This window comes from Sphingobacterium detergens, assembly GCF_003610355.1.
Lineage (GTDB): Bacteria > Bacteroidota > Bacteroidia > Sphingobacteriales > Sphingobacteriaceae > Sphingobacterium > Sphingobacterium detergens.
On sequence record NZ_RAPY01000001.1, the window covers coordinates 172,640 to 197,224 of the forward strand.

At 39.8% G+C, this 24,585-nt stretch carries 17 protein-coding genes; 13 read left to right on the forward strand and 4 right to left on the reverse strand.

Annotation, left to right across the window (positions count from 1 at the left end; all coding sequences use genetic code 11):
• The first annotated feature begins 12 nt into the window (after positions 1 to 12).
• Positions 13 to 1,299 (forward strand): hypothetical protein, encoded by a 1,287-nt coding sequence (locus DFQ12_RS00765; RefSeq protein WP_120257127.1) that lies wholly within the window; start codon positions 13 to 15, stop codon positions 1,297 to 1,299.
• Positions 1,300 to 1,387: 88 nt separating this feature from the next.
• Here DFQ12_RS00765 and DFQ12_RS00770 read toward each other — a convergent pair whose 3' ends face one another.
• A complete protein-coding gene (locus tag DFQ12_RS00770; RefSeq protein ID WP_120257128.1) occupies positions 1,388 to 1,708 on the reverse strand; it encodes a hypothetical protein in 321 nt (106 codons plus the stop codon).
• A gap of 662 nt (positions 1,709 to 2,370) precedes the next feature.
• Here DFQ12_RS00770 and DFQ12_RS00775 point away from each other — a divergent pair.
• The 10 genes from DFQ12_RS00775 (at position 2,371) to pgl (ending at position 18,370) form a co-directional block, all read left to right on the forward strand.
• Entirely contained in the window at positions 2,371 to 2,964 is a 594-nt protein-coding gene (locus tag DFQ12_RS00775) for an RNA polymerase sigma factor (RefSeq protein ID WP_120257129.1), read from the forward strand.
• Positions 2,965 to 3,052: 88 nt separating this feature from the next.
• Complete coding sequence (locus DFQ12_RS00780; protein ID WP_120257130.1) at positions 3,053 to 4,135, forward strand: FecR family protein; 1,083 nt, start codon at positions 3,053 to 3,055, stop codon at positions 4,133 to 4,135.
• A 67-nt stretch (positions 4,136 to 4,202) separates the two neighbouring features.
• A complete protein-coding gene (locus DFQ12_RS00785; protein ID WP_120257131.1) occupies positions 4,203 to 7,244 on the forward strand; it encodes a SusC/RagA family TonB-linked outer membrane protein in 3,042 nt (1,013 codons plus the stop codon).
• A gap of 11 nt (positions 7,245 to 7,255) precedes the next feature.
• The gene (locus DFQ12_RS00790) at positions 7,256 to 8,947 is read left to right on the forward strand and encodes a RagB/SusD family nutrient uptake outer membrane protein (protein WP_120257132.1); all 1,692 of its coding nucleotides are present in this window, start codon (positions 7,256 to 7,258) and stop codon (positions 8,945 to 8,947) included.
• A 6-nt stretch (positions 8,948 to 8,953) separates the two neighbouring features.
• Positions 8,954 to 10,960, forward strand: a complete 2,007-nt coding sequence (locus tag DFQ12_RS00795) for an FAD-dependent oxidoreductase (protein WP_244211648.1) — start codon at positions 8,954 to 8,956, stop codon at positions 10,958 to 10,960.
• 6 nt (positions 10,961 to 10,966) lie between these two features.
• Positions 10,967 to 12,616, forward strand: a complete 1,650-nt coding sequence (locus DFQ12_RS00800; protein WP_120257134.1) for an FAD-dependent oxidoreductase — start codon at positions 10,967 to 10,969, stop codon at positions 12,614 to 12,616.
• A 31-nt stretch (positions 12,617 to 12,647) separates the two neighbouring features.
• A complete protein-coding gene (locus DFQ12_RS00805; RefSeq protein ID WP_244211649.1) occupies positions 12,648 to 14,486 on the forward strand; it encodes a carbon starvation CstA family protein in 1,839 nt (612 codons plus the stop codon).
• 247 nt (positions 14,487 to 14,733) lie between these two features.
• A complete protein-coding gene (gene gndA, locus DFQ12_RS00810) occupies positions 14,734 to 16,158 on the forward strand; it encodes an NADP-dependent phosphogluconate dehydrogenase (protein ID WP_120257135.1) in 1,425 nt (474 codons plus the stop codon).
• A gap of 2 nt (positions 16,159 to 16,160) precedes the next feature.
• Positions 16,161 to 17,642, forward strand: coding sequence for a glucose-6-phosphate dehydrogenase (gene zwf / locus DFQ12_RS00815; protein ID WP_120257136.1), 1,482 nt, complete (start codon positions 16,161 to 16,163; stop codon positions 17,640 to 17,642).
• A 17-nt stretch (positions 17,643 to 17,659) separates the two neighbouring features.
• Entirely contained in the window at positions 17,660 to 18,370 is a 711-nt protein-coding gene (gene pgl, locus DFQ12_RS00820; RefSeq protein WP_120257137.1) for a 6-phosphogluconolactonase, read from the forward strand.
• 247 nt (positions 18,371 to 18,617) lie between these two features.
• On the opposite strand, the gene DFQ12_RS00825 is transcribed toward pgl, so the two are convergent.
• Positions 18,618 to 19,007, reverse strand: coding sequence for a hypothetical protein (locus DFQ12_RS00825; RefSeq protein ID WP_120257138.1), 390 nt, complete (start codon positions 19,005 to 19,007; stop codon positions 18,618 to 18,620).
• Positions 19,008 to 19,069: 62 nt separating this feature from the next.
• A complete protein-coding gene (locus tag DFQ12_RS00830) occupies positions 19,070 to 19,522 on the reverse strand; it encodes a hypothetical protein (protein ID WP_120257139.1) in 453 nt (150 codons plus the stop codon).
• 173 nt (positions 19,523 to 19,695) lie between these two features.
• Here DFQ12_RS00830 and DFQ12_RS00835 point away from each other — a divergent pair, with 173 nt between their 5' ends.
• Positions 19,696 to 22,107 (forward strand): hypothetical protein, encoded by a 2,412-nt coding sequence (locus DFQ12_RS00835; RefSeq protein ID WP_120257140.1) that lies wholly within the window; start codon positions 19,696 to 19,698, stop codon positions 22,105 to 22,107.
• Between the two features lie 197 nt (positions 22,108 to 22,304).
• Here DFQ12_RS00835 and DFQ12_RS00840 read toward each other — a convergent pair whose 3' ends face one another.
• Complete coding sequence (locus DFQ12_RS00840) at positions 22,305 to 23,210, reverse strand: hypothetical protein (RefSeq protein WP_120257141.1); 906 nt, start codon at positions 23,208 to 23,210, stop codon at positions 22,305 to 22,307.
• A gap of 224 nt (positions 23,211 to 23,434) precedes the next feature.
• On the opposite strand from DFQ12_RS00840, the gene DFQ12_RS00845 reads away from it, so the two are divergent.
• Positions 23,435 to 24,580, forward strand: a complete 1,146-nt coding sequence (locus tag DFQ12_RS00845; RefSeq protein ID WP_208642404.1) for a DNA cytosine methyltransferase — start codon at positions 23,435 to 23,437, stop codon at positions 24,578 to 24,580.
• Positions 24,581 to 24,585 lie beyond the last annotated feature (5 nt).

Consider the following 24,585-nt stretch of genomic DNA (forward strand, 5'->3'; position numbering starts at 1 on the left):
TATTATAAAATTATGAAAATTAAAAACAAAATTAAACTTCTTGGAAGTATTCTATTAACTGCATTATTTTTTTATTCCTGCGTAAAAAAGGATATTCAAAAAAATGCTGATGATCTAGCCTCCATTAGTAAAGAGACGATAACATTGGAAGAAGCATTTGATTTAATAGGGCAGAAGACAGGCGCCAAAATTAAATCAAATGTAAATGTTCAAGGTACAAGTGTCAATGCACTAAATACCCCTATTACCTGTCCTAGTTATCCCTATACAGCAAGTTCGCTAAGTGATATTACTGTCAATAGTTCGAGTTCGGAAACAGCACCTTTAACTGGTGCTGGTGTTGCTATTCCGTACAAATTCGCTCAAGGGAGCACCTATGTGATTGAAATTATGATTGGGAATGTGGCGTATGGTACTGCGGGCAAAACACATGCTAGTCAAGATAAAAATCCATCTTGGCAAATGGGGCTAGCTAATACGCAAAATTTCCCAGCACAATGTAATGGATCAATCAATCTCGCTTTGTTAGGAATTCCATATGCTAATATGGGGAAGCTGCCGATTCAAAAATATCCTTATACATCAAGTGATTTTACGACCACCTATACAACCAAAACTGTGACTCTTACAGCGACGGAATGTTTCAATTATCTTTGGGTCAACTTTATGCCACCGGATGGAGCATATAGAAACAATCATCATATTTCTTATGTTAAGATTACGAGATCTGGGCAAAATTTTTCCATCGAAGGGCCATCAGATATAACGACCAATTCAGTTTATAAAGTTAAATCAAATTCATTTTTGTTAGATCATCCATTTATATGGAGGACTACCGGAAATATTGCTATTGTTGGTGATTCTATTGGTCCAAGCTTGACAGCCAAGAAATCAAATACTAGCCCTTTAAAAGGTACTATCTCTGCTATTTTGCCAGGATGTGGCGAGATTGCCATCAAAAAATTTGATGCTTGTGAAACTAAAGATTCCTTTGTAGACATAAATGGTCCAGGTATCATAAAAGTTGGACAATCGAATAGATCCTACAGCTGGACTTTAATTGATTCAAGATATACGAATTTGAGTTGGAGCCTAAGCACTTCTAAACTTACAAGCAGTTCTCCAAGTGCAAACTCTTTACTTATTTCCGTACCTAGAACCTATAAAGTCATTGATCAGGCTGCTCAAGGTGATTACGTGACTTTAACAATTACTGGGACGGGTCCATGTGGTGTAAGCTCAGTGCATTTCCCAATTTTCGTTTCCACCGGTTACCCTCCGATAAAGCCTAAACAGTAGTTTGGAATTTCAACTGAAAGGAAATCGTGCGTTAAATAAACAATATCCTGTTCGTATGGAAAAAGAGAAACCAGATTACTTCTTTGTGTTAGAAAGGAGTAATCTGGTTTCTCTTTTTTACGAGATGAAGAACTAAATGATAATTAAGATTTTTTATATTGTCATAATTGGTAACATGAGCAATGTTATCGTCTCTTTTTAAATTCAGTTTAGAAAACAAAAATCTTTTAATTGATGAATTTTCAATCGATTTATAGTTTTTTAATATCTCTGGAATAAACGCTTTTTTTATAATAATAGATTTATTATTTATTCTTAATGTGATGGTATCTTGTTCAATTTCCGAAGGCAAAACAAATGGATCGAAACCATAGGAAGATAGTTCTTCCATATATTTTTGCTGGTTCATCTTCCGTATGAATTTTTTCTTGTTAAAACGAAAATCTACAACCTCAACTGGAGTATCGATGAACTTGGCTAGGCATAAGCGATGTTGGCCATGCGAAAAAAAATAGTGATTACCGTATTTTTCGATCGCTTGTGTACATCAAAATATTGTAGATATCCCTCAATCTCTCCTGAATAAATACCTACATAGAAATGTTTCAAGTTCCACATGCCCACAAAATGTAGGTTATGGATTTTCAAATTGTCAGTTAAATATTTAAAAATAATCATTAAATCTTTATGAATCGTATTCTTTTGTACTCCCAGAATGTTTAGTACTTTATTCGTCTCGATTTTTACTCCTCCTGTAAACGCTAATTTGCGATCTCAATGATGTGAAGAAGGAATCTCATGTCGGATTCACCTTGTTTGCCCTAGATAGACATTACTATCATGATACTTTTGCGATATACATCTAAATCAAAGTGACATGACAAATCAATTCTTAATTAAAGACACAAAGTAGGACATGAGGAATCTTTCTGCAGTCGAAAACAATGTTTTAAAAGGGAGCAAGCCAATCAATAGGAAATATAAAATTTTATTTATGGTACCAATGATTTTGATTTAGTAAATTTATCATTATATTCATCGTCGTTCGTACCAATTATATGAATTTGCCAAATGAAATCTCCTAAAGAAGCTGCTATACTGGAAAAACTTAAAAATGGAGACCTCAATTCGTTTAATGAAATCTATTTCCATTATTCTCCAAAGATCTATATTAGATTGATCAAACTGGTCAAAGATCAAACTATTGCGGAAGAAATCTTACAGGAAGTATTTACCAAAATATGGCTCCAACGTGAAAAGATTGACCCTAATAAAGGATTTGTCTCATTTCTCAATCATATTTCGGATAATTTGGCCATGGATTTTTTTCGAAAAGTGCAAAGAGACAAGGCACTTCAATTGGAAATATGGGCTTCAGCCATAGAACTGTATTATCATACCGAAGAAAAGCTGTTTTTCAAAGATAAACAGCAGATGCTGAACAATGCAATCGACTCCCTGAGCCCCAAACGAAAGGAGATTCTGATGCTCAATAAATTTGAGGAAAAAAGTTATAAAGAAATAGCCGATTTACTGGGTATCTCAGTATCTACAGTGAGCAATCAATTGGTGCACGCACTCAAGGATATCAAAAAATATATTCAGGAAAATTACCGAGATGAGTATATAATCAGTCTTTTTGCGGCCTTTTTATTTAAGCTATAAAAAAAATAAAAAAGCAATAGTGTGATTCTCTTTGCCAAACGTATAGAGTAACAAATACAGCAATGTATTGAACTAATTATAGAAAATTTTGAAAGAGCAATCCTTTAAAGATCAATTGTTGGCGTATATCCACAACCGCTTGGAGGTGCAGTATTATGAGTCATTTTTTGACGAAATGGCCGAGATGGATGCTGCAATTCTGGAATTATGGATCGCTGAGATGCTGGATCAGGATGAAGGACAAGTATTACAACAGATTCACTTACCAGATTTAAGCATTGTTCATCGAAAAGTGCTCGATCATATCTATGCCGTAGATCCGCCCAAGCCTACACTAATCCGGAGCATAAGCCCGTGGGTCTGGGCTTCCTGTGCCGCCGTTCTACTCTGTGTACTGTCGGTTCTCTTTTTGAAAAATTTCTCTACCTCAATAAAGGACCAGGTCACTTGGTATGAAAATAAAAATGCCTATACGATCTATGCTCAGCTTCCTGATAGTACGACTGTTATCCTTTATCCACAGGCTAAAATCGGATTCGATTACAACGACCAAGGCCACCGCGATGTAGAGCAGGTGCAAGGTCGGGTTATTTACAAGGTGCACAAAAACAAAAATGCACCTTTTCAAGTCAATTACAGAGGATATTTGACCACTGCCTTAGGCACAATATTCAGCGTAGACCCCAAGGATGCCGATCATGTACTAATAAAACTAATGGAGGGCAAAATCTCTGTCGGATCAGTTACGGCCGATAGCCGAAATTTAATATACCTCCAACCAAAAGAAGAAGTATTGGTTAACTTAAAACTTCAGCAGATGATTAAGTTTTCGGAGCCCGAATTGACAAAATCTCAGCCTGCCCGTGTGGATAAGGAGTTAAGAAAACTCATTCCACATCTAACCGCCAATGTAGAATGGACCAATCAGTCTGTCAAATTTAATCAAACCAAAAATGTTCAACTCCTAAGAGTAATCGAAAGCCTTTATGATGTTTCGATTATATGCGATAATCCTGATTTACTCAACAGTTCATTTACAGGAAGTTTAAATAGCAAAGAATCGCTAGTCAATTTCTTGACCAGCTTCTGCCAATTGAACGGTTGTACATTCCAAGTGAAAAATGGTATTGTCAACATCAGTAATTCGGGAAGAAAGGAGGACGTACAGTAGGATAGAATCAACCCAACGCGGAAAAATAAACCAATATATAAACCAGAGTAACCAACTGTAAACAATTATGAAGCATATTCTAATCAAATTAATGCTCGTGGGATTGCTATTTCCATACTTTTCTGTAGGATTTGCGCAATCAAACCTGAAAGTAAATGGTAAAATAGTAGACAACGAAGGTAATACATTACCCGGCGCAACTATTGATCTTGTCCACGAGAAGAGCAGTAAAAAACTCCACTTTGTGGCCGATAACAACGGATTGTTTGTTTTAACCCCGCTTGTTGCTGGTGAAAATTATATGATCTATGCCCACCATCTCGGCTACGATACCGATTCTGTTAAGCATTTTGTGGCAACCGCTACCAGCAAAAACACTGTGCTTATCCGTCTGAAACCAAACGCCGGAATGATAGAGGAAGTTGTTGTCGTCGGTTATGGTGTGCAGAAAAAGGTCAATTTGACGGGCGCTGTTTCCGCCGTATCGGGAGAAGATCTGAATAATAGGCCCGCAGGGCAAACCTCTTCGGCCCTTCAGGGCATGGCCTCGGGAGTAACCGTCACACAGCGTTCTGGCAAGCCGGGAGCGGACGGTGCGGATATCCGTATCCGCGGTATCGGTACACTTGGCAACGCAGCACCTTTAGTGCTGATTGATGGGATCGAGGGCTCTATCAATAATATCGACCCCAATTTAATAGAGAATATTTCCATATTAAAAGATGCCGCCTCCGCATCGATCTACGGTTCGAGAGCTGCCAATGGTGTCATCTTGGTCACGACCAAAAGGGGAAGTTCTGATAAAGTCGCTATTGCCTACAATAATTATTTCGGTTGGCAGTCGGCGACCAATATGCCCAAAATCGTCAATGCCCTGGATCATATGCTGCTGACTAATGAAGCGTATACCAATGTTGGTGCGAGTCCATTATATCCAGAGGATATCATTGCCGCCTATCGAAATCAGGGCAATGGTAGTTCGGACGAGTATCCCAATACCAATTGGCAAAAGGAATCGTTGCAGGGGAATGGATTTCAGCAAAGCCATTTTCTGACAGTCAATGCAGGCACAAATAAAGTAAAAATGCTGACTTCGGTCGGTTATTTCGACCAGAAGGGGTTGACACTGAATAGTTCGTTTAAGCGCTATACTATCCGCAACAACGTGGATGTTAAATTCTCAGATAAGCTCGCCGTTAAATTTGACTTTCAATACGTCAATCCGATCGTCACCTCACCCGCAGCGAGCATTGAAGAGCTTTTTCAGTGGATGAGCAGTATTCCCGCCAATCAATCCTTTAGAAATTCTAATGGTACCTGGGGACTAGGTTGGAATGGTAATAATCCCGTCTCGGCGGCTGCAGATGGCGGTGTTGCGACCAACAAAAGTCCATTTGGTAGTATCAACGCATCAGTGATCTACAGACCCAAAGAATGGTTGACTGCCGAGGTCAATTATGCACCGAAATATGCGACGCAGGTAAATAAGAATTTCCGAAAAGCAGTACAGTCCTATTTTCCAGATGGTACACCGAGCTTCTCGGTCCCTATGCGTACAGCACTTACCCAGTACAATAGCCAAGAACTTTTTAATAATATGCGAGCGACCCTTACGCTAAACAGGGATTTTGGTCCACATCAGTTTAAAGCATTGATTGGTGGTTCGCGGGAAGACTACAAGATTGATTACGCTCAGGGTTTTAGGGACACCTACGTTCTCCCTGACTATGAAGTACTCAATGCTGGGTCGGCACTGAATCAGTCAGCTACGGGAAGTGCTTCCGAGTGGGCGTTACAATCTTTATTTTCCCGGATCAATTACGTTTTCAAAGATCGTTATCTTTTGGAACTCAATGCACGCTACGATGGTTCGTCCAGGTTTGCCAAAGGTAATCGTTATGGTTTTTTTCCGTCGGCATCTGCAGGATGGCGTTTTTCTGAGGAGCAGTTCCTAACCGCATCCAAGGGCTGGCTTACAGAGGGAAAAATCAGGGCATCATGGGGTAAACTGGGAAATCAGAATATCGGGACCTATCCGGCCGTGGCATCTTTAAACCTAGGTTCGTATACATTGGGCAATGGCATCGTCAATACGGCAGCGCTAAATGATATGTCCAATCCTGATATTACATGGGAGTCTACTGAGGAGAAAAATATCGGGATTGATCTTACCCTATTTAAGCGATGGACTATTACCGCAGATCTATACAACAGAAAAACCAGCGATATATTATTACAGCTGGACATCCCGCTCATCATTGGTTTGAATAAGCCCTATCAAAATGCGGGCGTGGTCGAAAATAAAGGTTGGGAACTTTCCATGGGCTATCGGAGTGATCCGGGCAAAGCCTTTAAATATAATTTTACGTTTAACCTCTCTGATGTCAGAAACAAAGTATTGGATATGCGGGGAATCAATCAGACTGGTCTAACGGTCAATCGGGAAGGTTATCCCATTAACTCGATCTTTGGCTATGTTTCGGAAGGCTTTTTCCAGACGACCGACGAAGTGAAAGCACATGCCACACAGTTTGGTACCTTGGCTCCGGGAGACCTCAAATATCGCGATCAAAATGGCGATGGCGTAGTTAATGAATCCGATAAGGTCATTATCGGGAGTACGATTCCACGATATACCTATTCGCTCAATTCCAACTTCAGTTTCAAAGGATTCGACCTCAGTTTTCTGTTGCAGGGTGTGGGAAAAGCCGATGGCTACCTCTATGGTGCAGGTATACAGCCTTTTACAACGACGGGGGCAATTGGCGGGACGATCCGTGAGGACAATAAAGACCGATGGACGCCTGACCATACTGCTGCTAAATATCCGCGCCTGGCTTTCGGACAGAATAACAACCAGCAGTCCTCCCAGTTTTGGATGAAAAATGCCGCCTACCTTCGGCTGAAGAATTTGCAGCTCGGCTATTCATTCCAGGCGGACCTGCTAAAGTCTATCGGACTGAATAGGTTCCGGGTATTTGTCAATGGCTCAAACCTATTCAGCGTAGACAAGTTTTGGGACGGTTATGACGTCGAAGCACCTGTAGGCTATGGTAACTTTTACCCACAGGTAAAGGTGTATTCTTTTGGATTGGATATTACATTATAAACTTGGCATGTATGAAAACTCTAAATAAATTCGTATTATATACGCTATCGATTGCAGTTCTCCTTTTGGTGGGGGCATGCGAAAAATACCTGGACAGATCTCCCTTGGATGGTCCTTCGGACGAAAATTATTTCAAAAATCAGGATGAGCTGACATTGGTTGTCAATGGTTTGTACAGTGCCCTGGCATTTCATCCCACGGACGACATGCCTATCAACCTCACACTTGATGATGCCACCGATATTGGGTGGGATCGTAATACCTCTGATTTACAGGCTGTGGGAAGAGGTGATCACGACAGCAACAATGGTTACATCCGGAATATCTGGACCAATTCCTATAAGGTCATTGGCAAATGTAATTTTATACTCGACAATATCCAGAAGTTGGATGGAAAGATGGATGCCAATCTTCAAAAGCGTTATAAAGCAGAGACACAGTTTATCCGGGCCTATGTCTACCAATATTTGATTGATTATTTCGGTGGAGTGCCTTTAGTGACGAGCGGCCTGAGCCTGGTGGAGGCCAATGTCCCCAAAACAGCAAAGGCCGAAATTGCAGCATTCATCCTCAAAGAACTTGCTGAAGCGTCAGCTATCTTGCCGGTGAGCTATGGCTCGGCTGATGTAGGACGCGCTACCAAAGGAGCGGCTTTGGCCATACGGGCTCGGGCAGCACTCAATAATGGGCTGTGGGAAGAAGCAGCGCGTTCTGCCAAAGAAGTCATGGACCTGAAAGTATACGCCTTACACCCCGACTTCGGCCAATTGTTTACCTATGATGGAGAGGCATCCAAGGAGATTATTTTTGCTTTTCAATATCTACGATTACAAAAAACAAAGACCCACAGTGCTACGCGCGGATTTCTGTCACGCAACGCACAGGGAACTTCCAACAAAATTCCGTCACAATCCGTTGTTGATAGTTATCTCTGTACCGACGGATTTGCCATTGATAAATCTTCCAGATTTGATCCTAAAAAACCATTTGCCAATCGGGATCCGCGTCTGGGCTATACCATTGCACTTCCCGGCAGCACGTTTTTTGGTTTTCAGTTTGAGACCCATAAGGATAGCATAACCTGCTGGAACTACACCTACAATACTTCTACGGCAGTACGCATCCAAAATCAGGACGCGATCAATGCCTATGCGACCTTTTCTGGTTATTGCTGGAAAAAATATGTCGATATCAAAGACAAGGACTTTACCATGGAATCGGAGTTAAATATTATTCAGAGCCGATATGCTGAAGTTTTGTTGATTTATGCAGAGGCGATGATTGAAAGCAATAAGATCGACCAAACGGTGTATGATGCGATCAACAGTATTCGGCAGCGTCCTAGCGTTGACATGCCAGTAATATCCAGCGGTAAAACGCAAATTGAGCTGCGCGAGATCGTACGCAAAGAAAGACTTTATGAATTGACCAATGAGGGCTTTCGTCTGGTCGATTTGAGGCGTTGGAAACTGGCCGATAAATTCATGAATTCAACATTCTATGGCCGCATTCCAAAAGGCTTGCTGGCCAATGCGCCGACGATCGATGAAGATAGTTACGTGAATTATAAAAATGTTGCTAATCAGAAAGACATGCGGGTTATCGAGTTACGCAAGTTCGATCCCAACAAGAATTACCTTTGGCCGATCCCGAATATTGAAATTGTAACCAATAAAAACCTGGAACAAAATCCAGGCTATTAAATTCCAATGATGATGAGAAAAACACTTTTAATGACCATTGGCCTTTTGACCATGTTTTGGCATTTAGTCAAAGGGCAGACCGACAGAAAGGTAGATCTATGTATCTATGGTGCCACTTCAGCCGGAGTAATAGCTGCCTACACCGCTTCACAGGCAGGAAAATCAGTGTTACTGATTGATCCGGGCACACGGGTAGGTGGGCTCAGTTCTGGTGGATTGGGGCAGACGGATATCGGGAATAAATATGTCGTCACAGGGCTCGCCCTTGATTTTTACCGCAAAATGGGCAAGCACTATGGCAGTTTTGAACAATGGATTTTTGAACCGAAGGTTGCCGAATCTATTTTTAAGGACTATCTAGCACATGCTGGCATACAAACACTGATGGGGCTTCGTTTGATAGGCGTAGAGACTGCGCATCGTTCCATCAAAAGCATAACTCTGCTTCCGAGTGAAAGCAGGGAAGGCAAAAATATAACGGTTACGGCTAACGTCTTTATGGACTGTAGCTATGAGGGCGATCTTATGGCCAAAGCTGGCGTGTCCTACCATGTGGGGCGGGAGTCGAATAGTACCTATGGTGAAACGATTAACGGTGTGCAATTGCTTGATGGTCATCAGTTTCCGGACGGTGTAGATCCTTATAGGATAAAAGGTGATCCCGGGAGCGGTGTTTTATGGGGGATCAGTACGGGGCCTTTAAAAGAAAATGGAACGGGAGACGCCAAGGTTCAAGCCTATAATTATCGGATCACATTGACCAATGTCCCTGAAAACAGAATAGCAATCACCAAACCCCACAATTACGACGCAACCAACTATGAACTCTTAAAGCGGCAAAAGGAGATACAGCCCTGGAAGAGTATCCAAGACGTATTTATCTGGAGTCTTATGCCCAATGGAAAGACTGATATCAATAATAGAAATGGATTTTCAACAGATATGATTGGCATGAACTGGCATTACCCTGAAGCCGATTTTTTCGAACGGAAAGAGATTATTCAGGCCCATGAAGATTACACCAAAGGTCTTTTATATTTTGTCGCAAACGATCGTTCGGTGCCGGAGCCGATCCGAAGCGAATTCAAAAAATGGGGTTATCCCAAAGACGAATATCTTGACAATGGACATTGGTCACCGCAATTATATATCCGCGAAGCCAGAAGGATGATTGGTGATGTCGTCATGACCCAAGACCACTGTCAGGGCCGAAAAGTCGTGTCCGATGGGGTAGGCTATGCCGCATACACCATGGATTCGCACAATTGTGACCGAGTGATCGTCAATGGTATGGTCAAAAATGAAGGTAACGTTGAGGTTGGCGGATTTTCTCCCTTCCCGATTTCCTACAGAGCGATCGTCCCCAAAAAAGAAGAGATCAATAATCTTTTGGTCCCGGTGTGCTTGTCGGCAAGTCATATCGCCTTTGGTTCCATTCGCATGGAGCCTGTATTTATGGTGCTGGGGCAGTCCGCTGCTGTAGCAGCCTGCGAGGCAATTGACAACAAAACTGCCGTTCAGGATGTTGATATAAGACGCGTGCAAAAAATATTGCGTGACAACCCAAAGGCTGATGGCCGTAGGGCCGATTATATCATTCATGTAGACGATAAAGATCAGGTTATGTTGAAAGGAACTTGGCGTAAATCCGCAAAAAAAGGTTATGGCATGAGTTACCAGGAAGCCGACAGCAGCCCCGGGGCCATGGCCCGTTTTACTCCCGGTAAAGATTTTGCCGGTGGAAAATATATGCTGTACAGCTATTTTCCTAGAACTGCCGAAAGCACCGAGAGCGGGACATTCATTATCCATACAGGGAAGACAAGGATCGAAAAAACAATAAATTTTAAGGAAGTCAATATTCTCGGACAGACCACAAGTACTTGGGTAGCGCTCGGCGAATATGCTTTTGAAAAGGGAAGAAGTAAGCCCTATGTTGAGATTACCTCGGACGCAAAAGGCATATTGGCTGCAAATGCCATCTTGTGGGTTCCCGTTTCAGACCAAAATTAAGTACATATGCAAAAGATAAAAATAGGGTTAAAATTAATGTTTGTCTTGGCTTTTCTGCAGGTTGAGGCCCAGCATTCGACCACGAAGGTAGACGTGGTCGTTTACGGCGGTACACCGGCAGCCATCACCGCTGCATTGCAAGTAAAACAGGCCGGCAAATCTGTGCTTCTCTTATCACCAGATCAGCATTTGGGAGGTCTGAGTTCAGGCGGACTTGGTTATACCGATTCTGGCAATAAAGCAGTTATTGGTGGTCTGGCCAAAAAATTCTACCAGGATGTATATAACCATTACTCCAGGGAGTCGAGCTGGAATTGGCAATCCCGGGCCTCCTTTGGCAATCGTGGGCAGGGCACCGTCGCGATGGATAGTGCGCATCGAACGATGTGGATTTTTGAACCCCATGTAGCCGAGGACATTTTTGATTCTTGGGTGCGGGATCATCAGATTGATGTTGTTCGTGGAGCATATTTAGATCGGCAGGAAAGTGCTATCGTTAAAGAAGGCACAACCATCAAGACCATTAAAACGGTAGACGGAAAGATCTATGAAGCGAAGATATTTATTGATGCCACTTATGAAGGTGATCTGATGGCGCTGGCCAAAATCAGTTACACGATCGGGCGGGAGGCCAACCACACCTATGAGGAGCAGTGGAATGGTGTTCAGACCGGAGTCTTTCAGCACAGGCACCACTTTATCGCTCAGATCAGCCCCTACAAGCGCGAGGGAGATCCGAGCAGCGGCCTGGTATACGGCGTTTCAGCACAAGATCCTGGGCAATATGGCGCAGCAGATCAGAAGCTGCAAGCCTATTGCTTCCGCATGTGCCTGACCAATGATGCTCGCAATCGGAAGCCCTTTGCCAAACCTATTGCGTACGATCCGCAGCATTATGTCTTGTTACAGCGTTTATTTCGCGCGGGCTGGGACGAAGCCTTTCAAAAATTTGATCTGGTGCCCAACCATAAGACCGATGCCAATAACCATGGTCCGTTCAGCACAGATTTTATTGGGATGAATTATAATTATCCCGAAGCAAGCTATGCCGAACGCAAGTCCATTATCGAAGCCCATCGCCGGTATCAACAAGGCCTATATTATTTTATGGCCAATGATCCTTCCGTCCCAACAGCAATCAGGACAAAGATGGCCGAATGGGGGCTGGCAAAAGATGAATTTGAAGATAATGACAATTGGCCTTGGCAATTATATATACGAGAAGCCAGGCGGATGCTAGGACACTATGTGACGACCGAACATAATATTTTGGGCAAGCGCAAAGTAGAAGATCCGATTGGCATGGGCTCATATACCTTGGATTCGCACAATACCCAACGCTATGTGACCAAAGAAGGATTTGTCCAGAATGAGGGCGATATTGGTGTCCATGTGCCAGCACCTTACGCCATTTCCTATGGATCAATTATCCCAAGAAGCGATGAATGCAGCAATTTACTCGTTCCGGTCTGCCTCTCCAGTTCGCATATTGCCTTTGGTTCTATCCGTATGGAGCCCGTATTTATGGTATTGGGGCAGAGCGCAGGAGTTGCTGCGGTATTAGCGCTTGATAATGATGGGGTTGTGCAGCACGTGGATTACGGCATGTTAAAAAAACAACTGCTGGAGTCGGGCCAAGTATTGGAAAAAAAATAATATATTGAAATAGAATTATACTGGATATAGGATGGATTTAGATCATATGAATGCCCTTACACTGGTTTTTGCATCAATTTTAATTTTTGCAATCGCCTACCGTTTTTACGGGGTCTTTATGGCACAGAAAGTACTCCGGCTCAACGATGCCATCACGACGCCAGCAGTCGAGTTTGCTGATGGCCATGATTATGTCAAGACAGACCGCAAGGTGTTGTTTGGACATCATTTTGCTGCTATAGCTGCTGCAGGGCCATTGGTAGGGCCAGTGCTTGCGGCCCAGTTTGGCTATCTTCCCGGTGCACTCTGGATTTTGATTGGTTGTGTCCTAGGCGGGGGGGTGCACGATATGGTTGTGCTATTTGCTTCGGTAAGGCACAAAGGGCAGAGCCTGGCTACCATTGCGTCTAAGGAGATCGGTCCCGTTGTGGGCGGTATAGCCGGTATAGCCGTTCTGTTCATCCTGATCCTGACCTTGGCAGGCCTTTCCCTTGCCTGTATCAGCGCCATGCATGAGGCACCTTGGTCCTTATTTACCATTATTCTGACCATGCCGATTGCCATATTTATGGGACTATTGATGCGCTATAGAGCCAGATCCGTCACCTTGGCCAGTATATTAGGGGGAATATTATTGATCGTGGGCATCATTGCAGGCCATCGTTTGATGGAAATTCCGGTCATTTACAACCTTTTTGATTGGGATGTCAAGACCATTTCGATTGCGATTGCTATTTACGGGTTTTTGGCTTCGGTGCTACCCATCTGGCTGCTTCTTGTTCCAAGGGATTACCTTTCCACCTATCTCAAGATTGGCACGATTCTGATGCTGGCCGTGGGCATTGTCTTTGTGCATCCGATAATCCAAATGCCTGCGCTGACCAATTTTATTCATGGCGGCGGCCCTGTGATCGGCGGCCCTGTGCTGCCATTTATTTTTATCGTGATCGCCTGTGGGGCAATTTCGGGTTTCCATGCGATTATTGCCACAGGCACGACACCTAAGATGCTGGGCACCGAAAAAGAGATACTTTTTGTAGGCTACGGCGCGATGTTGGTGGAAGGATTTGTGGCCTTAATGGCCTTGATCGCAGCATGCACCCTGTTACCGGGCGACTATTTTGCGATCAACACACCAGTCAGCGATTATGCAAATTTTCTGGCAAGGCATCCCGAATTAAAAGCCGTGGATCTACAGCATTTTTCAGATCGGATAGGAGTAGACCTCCATGGCCGTACAGGCGGAGCTGTTTCCCTTGCCGTGGGGATGGCCCATATCTTTGATAAAGTTCCCTTTATGAACGATGTGATGGCTTACTGGTACAATTTTGCCATTATGTTTGAAGCCGTGTTTATCCTTACGGCTATCGATGCCGGGACGCGGGTCGGACGATTCTTTTTGCAGGAAATGCTGGGCAATGTCTTTCCAGCTTTTAAAGACAAAGATTGGAAACCCGGCGTTTGGCTATGCAGTGCTCTTTTCACTTTTTCCTGGGGCTATCTTGTTTTTACCGGCAATGTAAGCAGTATCTGGCCCTTATTTGGCATTAGCAACCAGCTATTGGCTGCCTGTGGCCTTATTGTCTGTACGACGATGCTTATTCGGATGAATAGGAAGAAATATGCTTTATTTACGGCGATACCAGGCGTATTTATGGCCGGTATCACCTTTTGGGCAGGCTATCTGCAGGTAGTGGATATTTATTTACCCAAAGGGCAACTACTATTAGCTTCACTGGCGATATTGGCCATGCTCCTGATGCTGCTTGTATTTATAGGTACGTTCCGAAAGTGGTATCAATTATTTAAAACGCAGACTACATTTATCGACCAAAATGGCGAATCAGTGAAAGTTTTGGTGGATCGCTAGCTGCCTTATCGGTATCGTACATAGTGATAGCACGATAAGTAAAGTGGTTCCTGTATTTGAAGCTACCATCTTAAAGCTTAAAAGAGTGCTCGAATCTCATCCGCATAATAATGTAACTGGCTATCTGGAGTTTCTCAAAATGTCCAGTTGATGATAAAAATGTCACAATTGAAAGAAAATTTTAGATAATTTTTTTACTGGCATGCATTTCAGTAAATTTGATGCATAACATAAACTTTAAGTAAGAATGGAAAAGTATAATTACGGGGTCATTGGTCTGGGTGTAATGGGAAGAAATCTGCTTTACAATATTGCCGATAATGGTTTCTCTGTCGTAGGATTCGATTTAGATGAAGAAAAGGTAGTAGAACTTCGTAAAGGAGTAGCTTCAGGTACAAAGGTTGTTGGAACTGTTTCTCTAGAGGAATTTGTGTTGAGTTTAGACAGTCCGCGAAAAGTTATTTTGATGGTTCCTGCTGGCAAACCGGTTGATGCTGTTCTTGAAAGCATAACACCACTTCTGAGTCCAAAAGATATTGTCGTTGATGCGGGAAATTCTTATTTCAAAGATACCGAGAGACGTATAGCTGATTTAGCTTCTAAAAACCTGCATTTTATGGGAATGGGAGTTTCTGGAGGAGAGCAGGGCGCAAGAAGAGGACCAAGTATTATGCCGGGTGGAGATTTGGAAGTTTTCAATTTGGTGAAGCCTATGCTGGAAGTCATTTCAGCAAAAGTAAACGGGGAGCCCTGCACCGCTTATATGGGCAAAGGAGCTGCAGGAAATTATGTTAAAATGGTTCACAACGGTATTGAATATGCCATCATGCAATTGATCAGTGAAGCATACGATTTACTGCGAAAAGGAGCTAATCTTAACAATGAACAATTGCATGAAGTTTTCAAAAGATGGAATGAAGGCGAGATGAATTCTTTCCTTATTGAAATAACAAGAGATATTTTCCAGCAAAAAGATGATGTAACAGACGGTTATCTTGTCGACAAGATTTTAGATAAAGCAGGAGCAAAAGGAACCGGAAAATGGACCTCCCAGGAGGCTATGGAAGTTGGGGTGTCTATTCCAACCATCGATATTGCAGTAACATCAAGAATTTTATCCGCTTACAAAGATGAGCGCGTGAAAGCTTCTCAATTATATGCTAAGGAAGAAGTAAAAACTCCTGAAAATACAGAATTGTTCATCAAAGAAGTGGGGGAAGCTTTGTATTTATCTACTTTAATCAGTTATGCGCAAGGTTTGGCATTATTGGTAAAAGCTTCTGAAGAATATCAGTTTGAAATTCCGTTAAAAGATGTTGTTAAAATCTGGAGGGGTGGATGTATCATCCGTTCGGTTTTATTGGAAAAATTTTATCTGGCTTATTCAAAAGACGAGAACTTATCTAATATTTTATTGGATCCGGAAATTGCAGAAATTGTAAAAGACAAAATTTCTCCATTAAGAAAAACAGCTGCTTTTGCTGTATCAAACGGAATTCCAAGTTTAGGAATTCAGTCGGCTCTAGGATATTTCGAAGCTTACACCACAGCATCTTTACCTGTAAACCTGCTTCAGGCTCAGCGTGATTATTTTGGTGCACACACTTACCAAAGAACTGACAGAGCAGGAGTCTTTCATACGTCATGGCAAAACCCAAATAACGGAATCTAACAATGAGTGACAATACAATCCTGCATCCAACAACCATCGTTATTTTTGGTGCAACAGGGGATTTGGCAAAAAGAAAGCTTTTTCCTGCCTTCTACAATTTATATATCGATGGCCGAATGCCCAAAGGGTTTAATATTTTAGCTTTAGGAAGAGCCGAAAATACGGATGAAAAATTCAGGGCTTATATTAAAGAAAATCTGGAGAGTTTTTCCAGGAAGCCTGTAATCAAGGAAGATTGGGCTGGTTTTCAGGCTCACATCAGCTATTTTCAGCATCAGCTTGATGAAGAAAGCTCTTATCAGAATTTATATCAGAAACTGGAAAATTTTGATAAAGTGTACGGAATGAGAGGAAACAGACTTTTCTATTTGTCGATTGCACCAAACTTTGTATCGGTAATTTCAAATCATCTTAAAAATACGTCAATAGCATCTGATCCTACAACAGATCGAATTATTATCGAAAAACCTTTTGGTCACAATAAAGCATCTGCCATTGAGCTAAATAATCTTCTTTCACAAACTTTTCAAGAAGAACAGATTTATCGTATCGATCATTATTTAGGTAAAGAAACCGTTCAGAATATTTTAGCGTTCAGGTTCGGAAATTCAATTTTTGAACCTCTTTGGAATCACAGACATATAGAATCGGTGCAGATTACGGTTGCCGAAGAAGTAGGCGTGGAAACAAGAGCCAGTTTTTATGAGCAGACAGGAGCTTTGCGCGATATGATTCAGAACCATCTTTTGCAAATTCTTTGTATGGTTGCTATGGAACCTCCGGCGTCACTTGAATCGGGTGAGATCAGGGATCGTAAAGTTGATGTTTTAAAATCCATCCGTAGGATTTCTCCCGACAAAGTAGATCATTATGCGGTAAGAGGACAGTACGGACGAGGCAAAGTAAATGGGCTAAAAGTAAATGGCTATCGCCAGGAAGAGGGAATTGCTCATGATTCCAATACGGAAACATTTGTCGCTATTAAGTTTTATCTGGATAATGAAAGATGGGAGGATGTTCCTTTTTATGTCCGTACCGGGAAGAAGATGAAAGAAAAGCATTCTTATATAACGATTCAGTTTAAGCCACTTCCAAATTCTACGTTTTCAGAAAGCAGCTCGCTTCTGTCAGCAAACCGATTGATTATTAATATCCAGCCACAAATGGACATCAGATTGCAGTTTATGTCTAAAAAACCGGGCTTGTCTTTACAGCTTAAACCTGTAGAAATGATTTTTGATAATTTTGCCTGTCAGACGGATACGCCCGAAGCTTATGAAACGCTTTTATTGGAAGCACTTGTGGGCGACCTTACACTGTTTATGCGCTCTGATCAGGTAGAAGAAGCTTGGGATGTGATAAAAACGATTCAGGAAACCTGGGAAAAAACCAAAGATCCATCTTTCCCAAATTATGCTTCAGGAAACTGGGGGCCTGATGACAGTGATGCACTGGTAGAGCGGCAGGGACATCAGTGGGTTTAAAATCTAATGAAAAGAGAATGAATATTACGATATTTGATAACCTGGATGCTTTATATAAAAAAGCAGCAGATACATTTGTTGAGCTTTCTAAAAAAGCAATCCAGAAGCATGATAAATTTGTGGTCGCGTTGAGTGGTGGCTCTTCACCGAAAGCCATTTTTAGCTTATTAGCTACTCCCGAGTATGCAGATAAAATAATTTGGAACAAAATCCATTTTTTTTGGGTAGATGAAAGATGGGTTCCTCTTGAAGATGAGAAAAGTAATTTTAAGATGACTTTGGAAGTACTTTTGAATAAGGTTCCAGTCAATAAAAATCAGATTTTCCCCATGTATAAAGAGGGAATTGAGCCTGAAAATTACGCTAAAGAATACGAAACTCAAATCAGAAATGTTTTGGGAGATGACGGTATTTTTGATTTCATCCTTTTAGGAATGGGGGATGATGGCCACACAGCTTCTCTGTTTCCAGGTGAAAAGATTTTACAAGAAAAAGAAAAATGGGTTGATGCCTACTATCTAAAGCCACAGGCAATGTTCAGAATTACTTTGACTGAACCTATTATCAATAAAGCTGAAAATATTCTGATTGTTACGTTTGGTAAATCCAAGAAAAACGCTTTGAATGAAGTTCTTAATGGTGTATATAATCCTGAACTATATCCGCTACAGTTAATTGAAAAGAAAGCAGGAGTCCAGATTTTTACCGATAAAGAAGCTGGAGTTTAATATCATTTAACTATAGTGGACATCTAGCCAAAAAGGCTCCCTTATCGATTAATAAGGGAGTTTTTTTTATTGCATACAAGACTATAAATATTGACGATTTGATGTTCTGAAAACTTGCTCTTTTTCATAATATATAACAAACTAATTTAACATTTTTAATTTGTCTGAAAAACAGGTAAGGCTACCGGACCATTGACCTTTCCGTTTATGATGATCCGTTAAACATTTTTTTTAATAATTTCCGTAATTATTGAGATTTAATAATTGTTAGACTGCCATCATCAAATCCTACTGCTATTGCTTTTGCATGGGCGAAAATAGAAGCTTTAAAATTCTCGGAAGTAACATATGTTTGAACGAGGTGTTCAGAATAATTTAAAATATCTTGCCAATTTTTATCCTTTAGAAATTCGCTTCCAAATGAAAAATACTTCTGTTTGGGTTCAAAGTCCATGTTTGTGGCCCAGTCCTCATCATCCTCATCAAAGGTTTTTGAACCATTGAGATACATTGTGAAACCCTCTTCTGATTCAAAAAGTCCAAAATTGAAAGCAATTATCGATTTATCAATTTTTTCTATTTTATTTATAGTTTCCAGCCACTCTTGGAATCTTTGGTCTACTGTTATGTTGCCCATTCTTTGATTTTAGTTTACCGAGTCTTTTTAGAACTAATACTCTATAATAAGATTAAAACTGGTTATCCCTTCAGAAGTTCATATTCACTGAGGGGGAAATCATGTTTACACCATTTTTTCTTATAGCCTTCTAACCCTTCTTCATTCCATATTCTTATCAGATTCTCCCGTACCAAATTAATGTATTTCGGCAGGGTAGTAGCTCCCGAAAGTATGGTCTCAAAATTATCACCACTTATGAGGTTCCAACTAGCCCAATCTTTGTACCACCGGAGTTCATAGGAAATACTAGTACCGTTTTTTTTCAATATAAGTTTATGCTCGCCAGGTTCATCCATAAAAACAACTGATTTTTCACCTTTAGTTTTTAATTCAATGGCAGATTGTGCCAATTCTTTCAACGAATCGTGAAAAAAGGAAATGTTGACTGTGACAGTCTTTTCTATATTGCCAATTTCAAGAATGGCCCAGCCTCCAGTATGTAATATGTATTTTAAGGTGAAAACTGATTTCATAGTTTTTCGCAATTTCCTCTACAATTTAAAAAGAATATATTAATCTGTGGTATTTTGTATTTCAAACCTCATACTTTTCGGTATGTCTCCCATGCCGCTTACATAAACCTTGTTTTCCTCGGATAGCCTCTGTAGCAGCCATACTTTTGCTATACACATAAAAACAAAAGAATATGGCAAATCAATTTTTAATTAAGGAAACAATGGCGGATATGACAACATTATCTACCGCTGAAATCGCTGCACTGCAGACCGGAACTTATGATGGTGTACAACTATTAGGCTATCACCAGAAAGGGGACACCCCAGCGCCGATTATTTATTATCTAGCTCCACTTACTCCCGATCCTGGACCAGATGATGGTGGAAGCGTTATCCACGTAGGCGGTATTAAGCTCGTACATAAATTTGTGGGTGAAATTGATGCGAGATATTTTGGTGTTCAATCGAATGTGGATGCTAAAACCCAATTAATAGCGATTTCTGCATACATTAGTTCTAATACTTTAGTCTCCAGTCTAACTTTTAAAGGATTATCAAGTTTTGAAATCAGCGGAAGCATAGTTTTTAATCTCAAAAGAAATTTGGAATTAAATGGATCAGGTGTGCTAGTAAAAAGAAAATTAGGCACAGGAGGAGTAGTGATATTTGACTTTAATTGTTCAGGACATAATCTCAATATTTCTGATATAAATTTCGACGGAACTAGAAATAATGATGAAAGTTTCTATGAAAGGGAAGTACAAATCCATGTTGCCAATAATGCTAGAACCTCACAAAATACTATTCCTGTAAGGGTAAATAACTATACTGAGGCTAATATCAATACATGTAGTTTTAAAAATATACATGGATGGGGGATATATAGTCTATCTGGGAATCTCCTTACCATTGACAATTGTGTCTTTGAAAATATAGCCAGAACAGCAGTAGAAAGCAATAGAGAGGTAATCAAGACTATTGTCCGCAACTGTAATTTTGGTGACATAGGGATATTGCCGGATAAATTTAAAGTAAACGGTACCGAAATATTATACGATCAACTTGTTGATGGATCTAAATATTTTACTGACAATGGCGATGGCGTAATGTTTTTAGGACATGAGGGGCATTGTTATAACTGCATATTTACAAACGTTAATCGACTTAATGTTGTTTATGACGTCCCGAATAAGAATGTAAATGGCAAAGTGTTCATATATAACAATACCATCTATAAAAAACATCCTAAGACAAGATGTTCCAATCCGAGCGGAATTTTTTGGATTGAGTATGGTCATGAAGCATATATCTATGATAATAAAGCTTTCATGTATCAGACTTCTCCTGAAGATTTAGTGTGTCAGGGCATAGTATTCGCGCGGACAGATAGGTCAAAATGTAATGTTGTTATTGACAATAATCAGATTTACAATATATCATACAACAGATCTCTAGTTGGTATAAATTTTAGTTCATTTAATGGGAATTTAAGAATAACCAGAAATACAATAAAGGGGACTTTCTATGGATGTTTGGTACATAATTTTGAAAACGGTGATAGTATCACTGATCTGGAAATAGACTCGAATTACCTACATAATACTAATCCGGCAAGTAATAGCTCTACTTTCATCATTGAAACATCAATAGGATTTAACAATTTGGTATTCAACAACAACTATTGCTCCCAGCAAAATAAAATCCTTCCTTCTTTGCAGACCAGAAATTTGGGTAAATCTGTAGTAACTAATAATCATTTTAATGGGGGAAATGTGCTCTCGGGTTTTGTCCATCAGGTCGATTTAATATTTGCAGACAACACTGGTGTTGGAAGTTACGAGTTTAATAAAAATAGTGGCGCTGAACTTTCCAAAGTCGAGATCGTGAACAATGATATTGTATCATTAAAAATGTTTAATTCCATTAACAACACTGCTGGAACTTTTGCCTATACAGGGACTATTTCAGGTAATAGGCTTAAATCGCCATTACAAATTTCCTCCGGTAAGAATTTGAGAATCACAAAGAATGAAATTGATGGCGGTATACTTCTATTGTCACCTCTCCATGCAAATGATTTGGTAGTCGTGGCAGACAATGATATTATCTTGTCAGCGATCAATCAGACTGGAATATATATTAATAATACAATCTCGGCCACAGATATCACTGTCCGCAATAATAGCATCAACGGCCGTGATTTTTCGGGAGGAACAGGTATATTTTATCAGGTACCGCTCAATCGGACCAATTGTATTAGCATGGGGAATCATCTTAAAAAGTTGAAAAATTATACACTCAATGATTTTCAGAATATAGGTGGGACAGCAAATATGCCTTCATTGGATCAGGGGTCACTACGTGCTTATGACTGGTTTAACACCGACACCAATACACTTATGATCTGGGATGGATTCGTTTTCAGGTCCGCGGCTCCAAACGCTTCAGCTAGCTCAAAAGGAGTAGTAAGTCAGGCTGCAGTCTCTCCTGATAGTGCAAGTAATCCATCTACTACATATACTCAGATGGAGGTACAGTCCATACTGTTAGAGCTTCGGGATTTAAAGGCTAAGTTGAGAACAGCAGGGATTTTAGCGACCTAATGCCGACATGATACTTAAATGCAAATGCGACTTTCTAATAGAATGTCGCATTTCTTATTTGAGTTAGAATATCAACGATAAATACGTGACTTTTCGGTATCTCCCATATACCGCTTACATACACCTTGTTTTCCTCCGTTGCTGCCATACTTTTGTTATACACATAAAACAAAAGAATGTGGCAAATCAATTTTTAATTAATCGGTTATTGTCGAAATCCCTAACTTCTGTAAATATGGCACTTTAATTGAAATTTGTTTTCGCAATCTAACTATCGGGGTTTCATAAGCTATTAGAACAATATCTTTGTTCTTTTTTATAGACTCAGGGCTGATCTGAATAAACTTCGTAATATCATTAGATGCGGTATCTGAATCTATTTTCTCAAACTGAATTGTCTTTATTATTGGTTTAAGTAAATATCCTTTCTGGCTTAATGATAGCACTGGAGTTTCAGTTTTGTAATAATACTCTTTTTCAAATTTGTATTCAACTTTAGAAAAACTTAAAACCATTACAACACAAAAAAGTAAGTAAGCAACGATAATAACAATAGGAGCAAACCTTAATTCCATTTCATTCAAAATGAATACTCCTAATTTTTTATGAGTGATTTTAAAAAGATAGCAAAATAGAATAGTAGTGATTAATAATGTCAAGATCACACAAATTGATAGTACCCAGTCATTGCTGTTATTAGTTGTAAAACTTAAAAGCAGATATTCAATTACACAAAATATTAAGATAGGCAGCCAATAAATTTTAATAATTTTAATACAAAGACCATGTATCTTATTTAATCTTGAAAGATTATGGTTTTTAATTTCTGTTAGAGATACGGTTCTGTAATATAAAACCATTAAACAACAAACAATCAATATAGTATTTATGAAATGAGTTATAGTTAATCCCAATAGTATAGTAGGACTGTCAGGATTATTAGAAATATCCAAAATAAAGGTTAGAATAGCATACCAAGAGCCTGATCCGATCGTCAATATTGTAATTAATTCAGGAATCTTTATTGAGTCTACTTCTTTTAAGTTATCGACATTTAAATAATTTGATTGAGGATTAGGATGTTTTTTTTTGGAATAGCTCATTTATTTAAAGCACTTTAGGGTAATAAAAATGCAAATATATGGTTTGATACTTATAAGGGCTATAAACAAATGAGCAAAATGTGGAATTAGTTTCCCCTCGACCAAGGGAACCAACAAACAGACCTTATATTAAATCATTCACGATCAAAGTCTAAACACAAACTCACTTCTTCCTTTAACTTCCCAATTAACCAATTTTTTTTATTTCAACAAAAATTCATATTTTGCCACATATTATTAGCTTTATTTTTTATTTCTATAATAATACATTGGAGAATTCAATAATAAAAAAGGAAGTGGTTTTTGAGGATCGCATGGAAGAGTTATTTGCAGTCGACATATTTAGTGGGGCGGGTGGGTTAAGCTTGGGTGCCGAAATGGCTGGAATAAAAGTACAAGTTGCTATCGAAAAAAACAAAAGTTCAGCATTAACTTTTAAAAAAAACCACCCCAATAGTATGGTTCTTATAGAAGATATTAGAAATATTGATCCTATGGAGGTAGCTCCTAAAGAACCTTTTATTCTATTTGGAGGACCTCCTTGTCAAGGTTTCTCATCTTCTAATACGAAAAGTAGAAATTTAGACAACCCTAATAATTATCTATTTCATGAGTTTGTCCGGTTTGTTCGAAATTTGAAACCTAAATGGTTTTTATTTGAAAATGTTGAAGGGATAACAAGTTTTGATAAAGGGAATACAGTTAAGCAGATTAAGACTTTATTTCAAGAATTAGGTTATATGACAAGTGAGAAGATCCTTTGTGCATCAGATTATGGGGTACCACAAAATCGAAATCGTTTTATAATGGTTGGTAATCTAATGGGAATAGATTTTATATTTCCAGAACCACATAAGCAAAAGATAACTGTTGAACAAGCTTTTGAGGATCTACCATTATTGAATAATGGAGATTTAATTGATAAGTTACCTTATGGAAAAACGATTTCAAAAGAAAATGAATACGCGAGATTAATGAGATCTGGTCTAGTTCATTGCTGTCAAAATTTAGTTTCAAAAAATAAAGACTATGTTATCGAAAGATATAGATATATAAAACCTGGACAAAATTGGAAAGCTATTCCGGAAGAATTGATGAAAAATTATAAGGATCGAAATAAATGCCATAGCGGTATATATCGTAGACTGGACCCAAATAAGCCATCAGTAGTAATATCGAACTATAGAAAAAATATGCTTATTCACCCATACCAAGATAGAGGATTATCGGTACGAGAAGCTGCTAGGTTACAGAGTTTTCCAGACAATTTTTATTTTGAAGGAAGTTTAGTTGAGATACAGCAGCAAATTGGTAATGCAGTTCCACCTCTATTGGCTATGCAGATTTTTATGAAAATTATTTTAAGTTAAGATTG

Bases quoted from the DNA above. Each gene is read 5' to 3' on its own strand.
- DFQ12_RS00770 (WP_120257128.1), bottom strand. From the start codon at position 1,708: ATGAACCAGCAAAAATATATGGAAGAACTATCTTCCTATGGTTTCGAT.
- DFQ12_RS00835 (WP_120257140.1), top strand. From the start codon at position 19,696: ATGGCAAATCAATTTTTAATTAAGGAAACAATGGCGGATATGACAACA.
- DFQ12_RS00800 (WP_120257134.1), top strand. From the start codon at position 10,967: ATGCAAAAGATAAAAATAGGGTTAAAATTAATGTTTGTCTTGGCTTTT.
- zwf (WP_120257136.1), top strand. From the start codon at position 16,161: ATGAGTGACAATACAATCCTGCATCCAACAACCATCGTTATTTTTGGT.
- DFQ12_RS00765 (WP_120257127.1), top strand. From the start codon at position 13: ATGAAAATTAAAAACAAAATTAAACTTCTTGGAAGTATTCTATTAACT.
- DFQ12_RS00825 (WP_120257138.1), bottom strand. From the start codon at position 19,007: ATGGGCAACATAACAGTAGACCAAAGATTCCAAGAGTGGCTGGAAACT.
- DFQ12_RS00805 (WP_244211649.1), top strand. From the start codon at position 12,648: ATGGATTTAGATCATATGAATGCCCTTACACTGGTTTTTGCATCAATT.
- DFQ12_RS00775 (WP_120257129.1), top strand. From the start codon at position 2,371: ATGAAATCTCCTAAAGAAGCTGCTATACTGGAAAAACTTAAAAATGGA.
- DFQ12_RS00790 (WP_120257132.1), top strand. From the start codon at position 7,256: ATGAAAACTCTAAATAAATTCGTATTATATACGCTATCGATTGCAGTT.
- gndA (WP_120257135.1), top strand. From the start codon at position 14,734: ATGGAAAAGTATAATTACGGGGTCATTGGTCTGGGTGTAATGGGAAGA.
- DFQ12_RS00795 (WP_244211648.1), top strand. From the start codon at position 8,954: ATGATGATGAGAAAAACACTTTTAATGACCATTGGCCTTTTGACCATG.
- pgl (WP_120257137.1), top strand. From the start codon at position 17,660: ATGAATATTACGATATTTGATAACCTGGATGCTTTATATAAAAAAGCA.
- DFQ12_RS00830 (WP_120257139.1), bottom strand. From the start codon at position 19,522: ATGAAATCAGTTTTCACCTTAAAATACATATTACATACTGGAGGCTGG.
- DFQ12_RS00785 (WP_120257131.1), top strand. From the start codon at position 4,203: ATGAAGCATATTCTAATCAAATTAATGCTCGTGGGATTGCTATTTCCA.
- DFQ12_RS00840 (WP_120257141.1), bottom strand. From the start codon at position 23,210: ATGAGCTATTCCAAAAAAAAACATCCTAATCCTCAATCAAATTATTTA.